General features: G+C 66.8%; 11 protein-coding genes, 3 tRNA genes and 1 pseudogene. 10 read left to right on the top strand and 5 right to left on the bottom strand.

The genetic code is table 11. From position 1 onward, the window contains the following. The 4 genes from IH26_RS53910 to IH26_RS59995 all read left to right on the top strand — a co-directional run. On the top strand, window positions 1-937 hold a 937-nt coding region (locus tag IH26_RS53910; RefSeq protein ID WP_245665435.1), incomplete at its 5' end, for an SRA domain-containing endonuclease. A gap of 777 nt (window positions 938-1,714) precedes the next feature. Then, on the top strand, window positions 1,715-2,545 hold the full coding sequence (locus IH26_RS64590; RefSeq protein WP_084599032.1) for a TIGR04255 family protein: 831 nt from the start codon (window positions 1,715-1,717) through the stop codon (window positions 2,543-2,545). Beyond that, window positions 2,538-3,209, top strand: coding sequence for a hypothetical protein (locus IH26_RS60000; protein WP_157437356.1), 672 nt, complete (start codon window positions 2,538-2,540; stop codon window positions 3,207-3,209). Before IH26_RS64590 ends, IH26_RS60000 begins: the two co-directional genes overlap by 8 nt. A gap of 107 nt (window positions 3,210-3,316) precedes the next feature. Next, the gene (locus IH26_RS59995; RefSeq protein ID WP_157437354.1) at window positions 3,317-4,162 is read left to right on the top strand and encodes a hypothetical protein; all 846 of its coding nucleotides are present in this window, start codon (window positions 3,317-3,319) and stop codon (window positions 4,160-4,162) included. 140 nt (window positions 4,163-4,302) lie between these two features. On the opposite strand, the gene IH26_RS63060 is transcribed toward IH26_RS59995, so the two are convergent. After that, window positions 4,303-4,635 (bottom strand): hypothetical protein, encoded by a 333-nt coding sequence (locus IH26_RS63060; RefSeq protein WP_030438472.1) that lies wholly within the window; start codon window positions 4,633-4,635, stop codon window positions 4,303-4,305. A gap of 233 nt (window positions 4,636-4,868) precedes the next feature. Between IH26_RS63060 and IH26_RS0123945 the strand changes: the two genes are divergently transcribed. From IH26_RS0123945 to IH26_RS64260, 3 genes and pseudogenes are all read left to right on the top strand, one after another. After that, entirely contained in the window at window positions 4,869-5,729 is an 861-nt protein-coding gene (locus IH26_RS0123945) for a hypothetical protein (RefSeq protein WP_030438471.1), read from the top strand. Window positions 5,730-5,864: 135 nt separating this feature from the next. Further along, complete coding sequence (locus IH26_RS56055) at window positions 5,865-6,677, top strand: hypothetical protein (protein ID WP_051808438.1); 813 nt, start codon at window positions 5,865-5,867, stop codon at window positions 6,675-6,677. A 3-nt stretch (window positions 6,678-6,680) separates the two neighbouring features. Beyond that, window positions 6,681-7,376: pseudogene (locus IH26_RS64260) on the top strand (bifunctional DNA primase/polymerase); the annotation flags it as partial. A 105-nt stretch (window positions 7,377-7,481) separates the two neighbouring features. On the opposite strand, the gene IH26_RS64255 reads toward IH26_RS64260, so the two are convergent. Next, window positions 7,482-7,736 (bottom strand): hypothetical protein, encoded by a 255-nt coding sequence (locus IH26_RS64255; RefSeq protein ID WP_342668301.1) that lies wholly within the window; start codon window positions 7,734-7,736, stop codon window positions 7,482-7,484. Here IH26_RS64255 and IH26_RS0123930 point away from each other — a divergent pair. The 3 genes from IH26_RS0123930 to IH26_RS0123920 all read left to right on the top strand — a co-directional run bounded on the left by IH26_RS0123930 (window position 7,735) and on the right by IH26_RS0123920 (window position 11,006). After that, window positions 7,735-8,970: a DUF3631 domain-containing protein gene (locus IH26_RS0123930; protein ID WP_084599031.1), complete on the top strand. Its 1,236-nt coding sequence runs from the start codon at window positions 7,735-7,737 to the stop codon at window positions 8,968-8,970. The two genes, IH26_RS64255 and IH26_RS0123930, sit on opposite strands and share 2 nt — an antisense overlap. Before the next feature lie 345 nt (window positions 8,971-9,315). Next, window positions 9,316-9,579 (top strand): helix-turn-helix domain-containing protein, encoded by a 264-nt coding sequence (locus IH26_RS53905; protein ID WP_034215861.1) that lies wholly within the window; start codon window positions 9,316-9,318, stop codon window positions 9,577-9,579. Between the two features lie 104 nt (window positions 9,580-9,683). Further along, window positions 9,684-11,006, top strand: a complete 1,323-nt coding sequence (locus IH26_RS0123920; protein WP_157437353.1) for a site-specific integrase — start codon at window positions 9,684-9,686, stop codon at window positions 11,004-11,006. A gap of 87 nt (window positions 11,007-11,093) precedes the next feature. Here IH26_RS0123920 and IH26_RS0123915 read toward each other — a convergent pair. From IH26_RS0123915 to IH26_RS0123905, 3 genes are all read right to left on the bottom strand, one after another. Then, window positions 11,094-11,167: transfer RNA gene (locus IH26_RS0123915), tRNA-Phe, on the bottom strand. Window positions 11,168-11,180: 13 nt separating this feature from the next. Further along, a tRNA-Asp gene (locus IH26_RS0123910) sits at window positions 11,181-11,254 on the bottom strand. A gap of 57 nt (window positions 11,255-11,311) precedes the next feature. Next, window positions 11,312-11,384, bottom strand: a tRNA-Glu gene (locus IH26_RS0123905). Window positions 11,385-11,438: the final 54 nt, after the last annotated feature.

Raw genomic sequence — 11,438 nt, 5'->3', positions numbered from 1 at the left:
GCCGCATGACAGCCGATTCCCCATCACCACACCAGAAACCGACCACGATCAACAAAACCCGACTCAACTTTCACGGCTTCCGCCGCCCAAGCCTTCTAGCCGGCGGCTCGCGTCAAAACGGCATGACACGGTGGCCAGAACCGAGAACCTTCTGCTGTTCTCCTCCTCGTCAGGCAGCCGCTACGGCTACGACTTCGACGGCCGGAAGTCGGATGGCGCCTTTCACTACACCGGCGAAGGACAACTCGACGACCAGGTCTTCACACGCGGCAACCTCCAGCTGCGCGACCATGTTCAGCTTGAGCTGCGTCCCCGCCTGTTCGAAGAGGCAGGCCGGTCTCGCGTCCGGTACCTCGGCGAATTCCGCGTCGATACCCGCCACCCGTGGTACGCAGAAGAAGCGCTAGATCGGCTGCAGAACGTGCGCAAGGTGATCGTGTTCCGCCTTCTACCTGTCGACGCCCTAGCACCTGTGACCCGGGAGCTGCGGCCCGCCGTGACCAAGCCAGCCGTCCGCGATGTACCGCTCGAGGCGCACCTAGCCGAGACCTTCCAGGTGCAGCCGAACCGGGAACCGACAACCGCGGAACGACGAGAGGCCGACATGGTGCGGCGTTACACCGCCTGGCTCGAAGCGTCTGGCTCAAGTGCCTCGCGCAAAGAGATCTGGCTGCCTGATCTTGGACATGCCCTCTACACGGATCTCTTCGACCTTGACCGGGAGGAAGTCGTCGAGGCCAAGAGTTCGGCATCGCGCAACCATGTGCGGCTCGCTCTCGGGCAGGTTCTGGACTACGCACGGTATGTCGACCACAAATCCCGGGCAGTGCTGCTGCCGTCCGACCCTGGAACGGAACTCGTGCAGCTCCTGCACAGTGTCAACATCGCTTGCGTGTACGAGACCCCCACCGGCGACTTTGTCCGCGTGGGTCCTTGAGCGCACCCTAATGGCGTCGCCTGCGGAGGGCGACATCGGCTGGCATGTGGCGAGCCGTCTGACCTGCGGAAACCGCGCCAATTTTAAGGTGCGGCGGGGGTCTCGGCACGTATTCGGCACGTGCCCATCTGGCGTACGGGGGCAAGGCGTCGGCCGACCTTCTGATCCGTAGGGTGCGAGTGTGCTTGCCGATTGAAATCGATCGTTGACCCGTGACATCTGGCGCTGCTGACGACGAGGCAGGTGCGTTGTCGCTGGTTGTCGCTCAGATCGATCGGTTGTCAATGCCTTCGTGAGCAATCTGTGCGATCAGGCCGACAGGACCTTGGCCCGTCACCGGTCCCGAGTCGATACGACCAAGCTCGTCGCGACCTTCGCCTCTGGCGCAGCGACGACCCTGGTCGCGACCCCGCTTCAGGCGGCACCCGAACGGCGGGTAGTACCGCCGCCCTTGCCCTACTGGCCGGCGGGAGCGCGCAGCATGCGTTTCGACGGCGTGCACTGCCGGCGCCACGACGGCGGGGCCAACGCCACTTGAACTGGGCCGCCCTGGCGCACGTTAGTTAGGACGCGGTCCAGTGCGGATCAGACAGGATGACCACGCCGGTGCCCGTTCGTACCCCCTCGGACCGGCAACTGGGTGATTTTAGGACTCCTGACGCGTCCAACGGCCTCGTTTCAGGGTATACATCTGGTCACATCTCTGGTCTGCTGTTGAGTTACAGGCAAGGTTACAGGTACGGTCTTAGGACCGGGTAGCCCGAGGGAGGGTCGAAGGTGAGCAGCTCGGCAACACCGTACCCAGTGCTCCTGACTGCGTTCGAGATCAGATACCCATCGACACCTAGGATCCGCGCGGCTCTGCCATCCTTGGCGGAGGCGTTGTCGTCAAGATTCTCGCACTCGTCTATCGGTAAAGACAGCGAGCTGGAACGTACGTCTCTGGGGTTCGGTGCACACCGTGGACTTCTGGAGCCGGCTCTCCTAACTATGTCAAATTCTAGTCGCACCGAGGCATGCACTGTACGTCAAAATGCAGCCACGCTTGAGGTGACCAGGTACGACGACTACCTAACCTTCCGGGCTGTCCTCCGGGAGTTTGTGGTTGCGCTGTACCGAACACACGCGATCATAAGCATTGAGCGCGTCGGACTGCGCTACCTCGATGAGTTGCACACCTCGTCGGCACACCACTCGGTGGACTGGGCAGAATGGGTCTCCCCGCTTCTGCTTGGCCCGCTCCAGCTCGTGGGTGCCGAAACGCCCACTGACTACACCGGCGCGCTTCGGCTCCAGCCAGGTCCTGATCTCTTCTTGTCAATGCGCTGGGGTGCGCTTCGACGGCCAGCGCTCCGACAGAGCATGGGTACCGGACTACGGATTACACGACCTCCTGGAACGGCGCCTGTATTTATGTTGGATCTTGACGGATCGTGGCGCCCTCGACAGAGAGAATTCAACAGTGTCGACGACGTTATGGCAGCGGTAGATAGGCTACATGACTTGACCAAGAACCTTTTTACTGCCACTGTCACCGAAGAACTCCGCGCGCAGATCGCAATGACGCCGCCTGCGAATCACGAACGGGAGGAATTAGTTCATGAGTGATCGGGCGGATCGTACTGCCGTTGAGATGGACTCCCATGCAACCGCTGACGAGAATCTGACATGGGAAGTCGCGTTCGAAGACACCCAAACAGCCTCGCAGGATCTTGCCGACGAATTCGGATGGCTGCGGGAAGGCGTACGCGACCTCGATCGCGATGCAGCTGAGGGTCACCGGCGGGCGCTCGAAATGGCATTGAACGAGCGCACAGCAGAGAAGGGTAGAGCACCTTCAAATGAACTTCTGAGAGAGCTATCTAGCAGATGGGGATTCGCTTGGGCGACAGTCGCTGACCTTTTGGATGTCAGCGTACCGGCGCTCCGCAAATGGCGTCATGGCGGTGGCGTCAGCAGTGAGAACCGACTCAAGATCGCCCGCCTCTGTGCACTGTGTTCTTTGCTCGCAGAGAATTGCGCGATTCCGGAGCCGGCTGTCTGGCTTGACACGCCGCTCCTAGCCGATCGATACGTTAGTCCGCGCAAGCTCTATCGTCTCGGCACCTCCGCTCATGTCGCTCTTATCGAGTTTGCAGGTTTACATCACTCACCTGAAGAGCTCCTCGATCGAGTGGAGCCTGACTGGCAGGACCGTTATCCCGAGAGACAGTACGAGGTTTCGATCTTCGAGGATGGCGGGCCAGTCATCCATCGACGACCTAAAGGTTGAGGGATGCCGGGATGAAGCCTGGCATCCTGTGTGAGCAGCTTGACAGGTGAGCACTGTGGCCGCTAGACGTGTGAGCACTGTGGCCGCACGAATGGAGGGTGGGCGGCGTGCCGGAACTCGAAGCGCCCCGGCGGGCTAGAGAGCTGTACCTCGCTCGAGAAGATCACGTGAACCCGCTCCGTCCTCACATGACCGGTGACGTCTTCCAGGGCGTTCAAATTCCGGGAGTCACTGAGGAAGAAGATCCATCGGGTGAAGGTCTCGTCATGGTGCTCCCGCATCCGTGCTCGATGCGGGAGGGGCCGACTCTTCGAAAGCGGATCTTGGTGGCCAGGGTTGCCCGCACTGAGAAGGAGATACCCTTTAGCGCTTGGCGTTCTCAGCACATTAGCATTATGCCGCTTCCTGAACTTCTGCCCAGCTCGGGAAACGGGATGTACGCGGTGATCTTTGACTGCGTAGGCCGGGTGCCGAGCGAGGACCTTAAGATCTCCCGACGAGTGGCGACGTTGTCTGAATACGGTATTGCCTTAATGCAGCAGCGGCGAATCTTTTCCGACACGCGCGAGTTGGTTGAAGTCGACGCGCTAATTTTGGCTTGCGAAGACGTTCTCCTCGAGACAGAGCTTGCTGAGGATTGGAACGAAGAATTCGTGGATCCGGCCGTACTCGGCGATGACGCATGGCTTGAAGAAACGATGCGCGCCGAAGCCCAAGCCTTCTTCTCGATGCTTCACGAAGATCGACTTGTTGCCGACGGAAAAAAGGAGAAGAAGTTCAAGCTAAGCGATGACATCAAAATCCGCTCTCGGCGCCCTCTAGTTAAGAGAGCGGTCGAGGATTTAATAATCGATGAGAAAGAAGCTCGGAGCAAGACTGAAATCGTTGCTCGGCTTCCAAATGGGGCTGAATCGATACCCGCTCGAGACGAAGCTATAGACGTCACCTGGTAAATGAATGAAGTTAACCGCAGCGAGTCACTTGAGGTGGCGTCCGCGCGGCTAAGTTCTGTTCCTTGGATCAACCTGGCGATCATGGACGTCGATCGTTGGTCAGGGTGTGTCACGTGGTGATCCGACGAACCCGGCCTGCTCTACGTCCGGCACTTCGACGCGAGCACGTAGCCGCCGCACCACGCCGGCGCCTCGACTCGGCTGACCTGCCATCCGTTGTCCTCACGGGTGACGATCCGCCACGTCTGGGCGCGACTTCTGTACGACAGCGTCTGGCCATCCACACCCCACCACGTCGCGGCGACCTCCGCGGTGACCGCCACCTCGCCACGGTGCGGCGAGCCGACTGACAGCGCGGCGGCCGGCTCTGGTACGACCGGGCCGCGGCCAGGCTTACCGACCCGTACGGGCCGCTCGCCGCCGTCGCCGATGAGCGCGAACGGCAGGACGACAAATGGGGGCAGCAGAACCACGACGACGGCACCGGCGGCAAGTACGACGTCATCCTGCGCGACTCCGCCCGCAACGCCTGCCAGCGCGAGGCCGAAGCCGGCTATCCCACCTGGCGATCCATCCTGTTCGAGGAGGTCGCGGAGGCGTTCGCCGAGACCGACCCCGCACGCATCCGCGCCGAGTTGGTGCAGGTCGCCGCCGTCGCCGCGGCCTGGATCGAGGCCATCGACCGGCGACCGGGACTGGGGCCGGCATGAGCAGGCTCCGCGCGGGCACCGTGAAGGAACTGGTCAACGCGTTGGCAGCCGATCGGCATCCGGGTGTCACCGTCACCGCGGGCGGTCGGCACGCCGCGCTGACCGCCCTGGCGACGACGGTTGGTGCGATCGCCGACGCGATCCCCGCCCTCGACTGCGTGATCTGCCCCCGCGAGCAGGAACGCGACCGTACCCGCCACGATCGGCGCTGGTACACGGTGCTCGCCGATCTGGACAAGGCGGCCCGTGACGCCGAGTACCTGGAAGCGGGCATGCGGGCCGCGGCCCGCACCTGCGCAAACATGATCGGTTGGGGTGAGCCGGTCCTGTACCACGGCAGCCTCACCGCGCAGCACGGCGAGTACCTGATGGACGGTAACTGCGGCTGCGACCCGGACGACGACCGGTGCGAAGGGCTCGCGCTCACCCGCCGCGGCCGAGGGGTCGTGTTGACCTGCGTCAACACGCACAGCATCAGCCCGGCCGAGTTCACCGACGCGACCGGCCTGCACACCGCCGCCCGGATCGGCCCCGTCCTGCTCGGCGCAATCGCGGCCCTCCGCGAACCCGTCGACGAGGCCGAAGCCCCCGCGCTGGTCCGCACGCTGGCCGGGATCGTTGGCCACCTCGGCGAGGTCCTGACCACCTGGGCCGAGCCGATCCGACGGCACACGGCGGGTAGCTGGCTGCTCGACATGGACACCCGCGGCGCTGGGTGGCGGCACCGGCAGTCCGTGACCGGCCGGGTGGACACCGCGGGCAACGCTGCCACCGCGATCCGCGGCACCCTGCGGCACGCCGCCGGAACGCTCGCCACGATCAGCGACCACCCTCAGCAGCCGCGGACCGCCGCATGACCGCGCTCCCCATCTCGGCAGCGGTCGACGTCGAGTGCGACGCGTCGCGTCCCGCCGTGGTGGAACACGACGCGTCGCGCCTGCAGCGGTCGGTCGACGCGCGACGCGTCGCGTGGATCCGGCGAGACGCGACGGGTGTGCGCGTGGTGCGAGCAGCCGATCCCGGCCCGGGCGCGGCGGGACTCGGTGTGCTGCTCGACCCGGTGCCGGCAGGCCCGGCACCGCTTCGGCCGCGCGGCCGGGAAGCCGGTAGCCGTCGCGGACGGCCGCCCGCTACGGCTCGCCTACGCCGACCCGCCGTACCCGGGGAAGGCGTGGCTGTACCGCGGCCACCCGGACTACGCGGGGGAGGTCGACCACGCTGCCCTGATCGCCCGGTTGGCCGGCTACGACGGGTGGGCGCTGTCCACCTCGGCCGCCGCCTTGCCCGCCGTGCTGGCGCTCTGCCCGCCGGGGGTGCGGGTCGCGGCGTGGCACCGCGGCGAGCGACCCACCGCAAGCCGGTGGCCGCTGAACGCATGGGAACCGGTCATCTACTCGGGTGGCCGGCCCGCCGACCCGACCCGTCGCGTGACGATCGCCGCGCGACGCGTCGACTCGCTCGTGCACGGCATTGCCCCGATGACCACCCTTCCGGGCCGGGTCGTCGGCGCCAAACCGGCCGTGTTCTGCCGCTGGGTGTTCGATCTGCTCGGCGCCGCCGCGGGCGACACGCTCGACGACCTGTTCCCCGGCTCCGGTGCGGTCGCCCGGGCATGGGCCGTCTACACCGGCGACGCGTCGCGCCGAGCTGGAGGCGACGCGTCGGATCAGGCCCGGGCCGACGCGTCGGGCATGGCCACCCTCGACGCGTCGCGTCCCGCGGCCGCTCGACACGACGCGTCGCTCGAGGTCCTGCCCTACGCGTCGAGCGCGCCGGCGGACACGACGGCTTCCCAAGCGGCCTGACCGATGTGGGCCGGGGCGCCGTGCGGCCATTGGATCGGCGCCGAGGGCCGCTACTGCCACACCGCCGAACAGGTGCGGCCCTACCTGGTAGGGCCGCGCTGCCCCACCCACACCCCGGCCGCCCTCGCTGGCAAGCCGGATCCGCCATCGGCTCCCCTGATCCGCAAGGAGCGTGCTCCGATGCCCGACCCTGCCCTGCTCGCGGCAGCGCTCGCCCTGGCCGGCGAGGGCATTCCGGTGTTCTGGCTCGGCCGCAGCAAACGGCCGGTAGCCAACTGCCCGGCCTGCCCGAAGGTCGAAGACGACCCGAGCCACGACCCGCAAGCCTGCGACTGTCTGACCTGCCACGGCTTCTATGCCGCGACTTGCGACCCCGACCGCATCCGCGCCATGCAGGCCGCCGTGCCCTGCGGGCTGTTGGCCCTGCGTACCGGGACCGTCAGTGATCGGGTGGTGCTCGACATCGACCCGCGTAACGGCGGCGCCGTGCTGCGCGAGCTGATGCCGGCGACCCGGTGCGCCCGTTCCGGGTCGGGTGGCTGGCACCTGCACTACCGGCACCCCGGCGGCCGGCTCGCCGGCAAGCTCCGCGGACACCCGGGCATCGATATCAAGGCCGACGGCGGGTACGTCGTCGCGCCGCCCTCGATCCACCCCGGCACCCGACAGCCGTACCGGTGGGTGGGTGGCCGGGCCGAGGTTGAGATGCCCCCGCCGCTGATCGCCGCGTGCCGACCCGCCGACGCGCCACCCGCCGGCAGCCCGGCTACGGCCCCGACCCCGACGACCAACGGGCGGCGCATCTCATCCCCGGCCGCGCTGCTCGCCGCGCACCTCGACGCGGTCGCCCGCGCCCCCGAGGGCTGCCGCCGCACCACCCTCTACGGCGCCGCCCGCGGCGTGGCCCGCATGGTCGCCGCCGGGGCGCTCACTACCCACGACGCCTACGCGGCGCTGCACGACGCGGGCGTAGCGGCGCAGCAGACGCACCGCGACATTCACGCCGCCATCACCGGCGGATTCCACGCGGAATCCGTTGCCACCGAAGGATTGCCGCATGACCGACCCCAGCCCACCCGAGGGCGCGGCGATCCTCGATCGCCTCCACGCCGTCCTGACCAAATACGTGATCCTGCCCTCGGCCGAGGCGATCGACGCCGCCGTGTTGTGGATCGCCGCCACTCACGCCCAACAGGCGTGGACCCACGCGCCCCGCCTGGTGATCAAGGCGCCGGAGAAGCGGTGCGGCAAGTCGCGGTTCCTCGACGTGGTGGACGGCACCTGTTACCGGCCGTTCATGACGGTCAACTCGTCGACCGCGGCGATCTGCCGCTCGATCACCAACGTTGACCCGCCCACGATCCTCTTGGATGAGGCCGACACGGTCTTCGGCGGTAAGGCGGCCGAGTCGAACGAGGAACTGCGCGGCCTGCTCAACGCTGGTCACCAGCGTGGCCGGCCGATGACCCGATGGGACCACACGAAGAAGGAACTCGAACGGATCCCGACCTTCGCGATGGCGGCTCTGGCCGGGATCGGGTCGATGCCCGACACGATCGAAGATCGGGCCGTGGTGGTCAAGATGCGGCGCCGGACCGCGTCGGAGAAGGTGGCGCCGTTCCGGTCCCGCCGCGACGGCCCGGCGCTGAGGCAGCTCGCCGCCGACCTGACCGCCTGGCTGCGGCCGAACCTGACCGAGCTGGAAAACGCCGAACCGGCCATGCCGCTGGAAGACCGGGCCGCCGACACCTGGGAACCGCTGATCGCCATCGGTGACCTCGCCGGGGCGAATTGGCCCGAACGCGCCCGGCAAGCCGCGCTCGCGCTCAACGCGGCCCGCGAGGGCGACGTCGAGTACTCCGACCGGCTCAAGGTGTTGATCGACTGCCGGACCGTCTTCGAAAGCTTCGACGCGATGCCCTCCACCGTGCTGCTCGACCGGCTCAAGGCGCTGCCTGAGTCGCCGTGGGCCGAGTACAACGGCGGCACCGGGTTGACCGCGATGAAGCTCGGGGTGCTGCTCAAGGAGTACGAGATCGTCTCGGAGAACATCCGCTTCGAGCCGCCCGTCGGCCGGGTCAAGGGCTTCCACCGGGCCGCGTTCATCGACGCGTGGGAGCGCTACTGCCCGCCACCCGAGCCGGCCGAGGCCGAGGCCGCGGGTAAGCCGTACCAGCCGTACAAGCCGTACCAAGACGACGTTTCCGCAGCTCACCCCCGGTACGGCTTGTTACGCCCGGTACGGCTTGAGCCGTACCAGGACCACGACGCTGACCAGTCCGGTACGGCTTAGCCGTACCGGCCCGAAAAAGCCGTACCGGGGCTGACCTGCGAAAACAAGCCCCCGGTACGGCTTGTACGGCTTGACCCCCAAACCCGGCACCCAACAAGCCGTACCGATCAACCCGACACATGGCCGAGGCGCGGCCCGCTGAGACGCCCGCAGAGACATCGGTGCATCCGGTCATACCAACCACGCTGAGATCTTGCGTCTACGGACCTCTCAGCGGGCCGCTCTGAAGCCCTCCACGGCGGCACTCGCGCCGCCCTCGGCGAACCACCCCTCATGCGCCGAACGGGCGCCTAGGGCCGTTCTGCGCGACCCGACCGCATCGCACGCACGGGAGGCAAACCCCTGATGGCCAACGTCATCACGCTCACCCACGCCGATACCGCGACCACTACCGCGACCCGACCCCACGCGGGCGGCGCGGCCACCTACACCGTCAAGGAGGTCGCCGGCCTGCTCCGCCTCAGCCTCGGCGGCACCTACCAGGCGATCCGGGCCGGCGAGATCCCCGCCAAGCGCATCCGGGGCCGCTGGATCGTGCCGGTGCACCGCTTCCACGCCTGGCTCGACGCTCAGGACAACGACCCGGCAGAGAGGCATCTCGCCGCCTGACCCAAACCTCCACCAACCGCAGGGCCGCCGGGCACGCGTCGCGCCGAGCTGTGGACGACGCGTGCCGGTGGCCCGCACCCATCGATCCGAGAGGGGACCCCCGCTTGCGAGGCTCCGTCTTCAAGCGCTGCCAATGCCGCACCCCGGACGGCAAGCGCGTCAAGAGCTGCCGCAAACCGCACGGCTCGTGGTCATTCGTAGTAGACGCAGGTATCGACCCCAAAACCGGCAAGCGCAAACAGCCGACCCGAGGTGGCTTCAAGACCAAGACCGAGGCGGAGGAAGCGCTCACTGCTGAACTGGCCAAGCTCAACGCCGGGACGTGGACAGATGATCGGCGCATGACCCTCGGCAAGTGGCTCGATCAGTGGATCGAGGCGCTGATCGCCGCCAAGAAATCCCCCAACACGATCAAGAACTACCGAGGGCACATCCGCGATGCCTGGCGACCCCAACTCGGTCACAAGTTGCTACGCGACCTCCGGCGTAGCCATATCGAGGATGTGCTCGCCGATCTGGCGCTGCCAATCGAGGGCGAGCGACCTGCCGGCAACGTCGGTCGCCGGATCGAGCAGCGGACTCCAGCAACCATCGACGGCTACCGGCGCACGATCCGCGCCGCGCTCTCCGCCGCCCAGCGCGCCGGGCTGATCTCGCTGAATCCCGCCGTCGGACGGATGGACTCGATCCCCGTGGCAGACGCCATTGACGAGGATGACGAGCCCGAGGTGTGGCAGCCCGAGGAAACCGCGCGGTTCCTGGAATACGTATTCGACGACCGGCTGTCGGCGCTCTACGAACTCGCCGCGTACGCCGGCCTCCGCCGGGCCGAGCTGTGCGGCCTGCGCTGGTCGGATCTCGACGCTGACGGCGCAGGGCTACGCGTCCGGCAGACGATCGTGTCCGTCACGCGCACACAGGTCACGCCCGAGCAGGCCAAGTGCCCGGTGTGCGGGGAGGTGCACGTGGGCCGCCTGTTCAAGGCGCCAAAGTCGCGCAAGGGCCGCCGGTGGGTGCCGCTCGCCAAGCCAGCTCAGGACGCTCTCGCTCGGCACCGGGAGGCCCAACAGGAGGAGCGCGAGTTCTACGGCATCGACTACCGAGATCACGGTTTGGTGTTCTGCCGACCGGACGGCATCCCGCTCCGACCGGATCGGGTGACGGTCGAATTCGAGCAGCACGTCGCCGCGTGCGGCCTACCGCCGTGCCCGCTGCACGACACCCGGCACGGCGCGTGCTCGCTCATGCTGGCCGGTGGCGTCCCGATCGAGATCGTTCAGATGATCCTCGGGCATTCCACGCCGGAGGTCACCCGGCGCGTTTACGCGCACCTGATGCGCTCCGAGACGGCCGCGCAGATCGAGCAGGCGGCCAAGCTTCTGACGCATCACCGACCCGCTCGAAAAGCCGCCGTGAGCAATCCGTGAGCAATTCACGCGATCGGACGGCCCGCATCCCCGGATAGAGATCAGCCCTGACCGGCGTTCCCGCTGGTCAGGGCTGACTTGATCTTGTGGCCAGGGGCGGGGTCGAACCGCCGACCTTCCGATTTTCAGTCGGACGCTCGTACCAACTGAGCTACCTGGCCTTGGTGTTGCTTGCGGTCCTGACGGGACTTGAACCCGCGACCTCCGCCTTGACAGGGCGGCGAGCACTCCAACTGCTCCACAGGACCTTGCTATGTAACTGTGCCTGGTTGGTTTCCTAGCAAGTGCCGCTAGTAACCTACCAGTGCCCCCAACGGGATTCGAACCCGTGCTACCGCCTTGAAAGGGCGGCGTCCTGGGCCACTAGACGATGAGGGCAACTCCGCCAGTATCGCACGTCTGCAACACTTCGCGGCGTAGACCCCAACCGGG

The organism is Actinoplanes subtropicus (assembly GCF_000721705.1).
Lineage (GTDB): Bacteria > Actinomycetota > Actinomycetes > Mycobacteriales > Micromonosporaceae > Actinoplanes > Actinoplanes subtropicus.
This window is presented reverse-complemented; position numbering and strand designations above follow the sequence as displayed.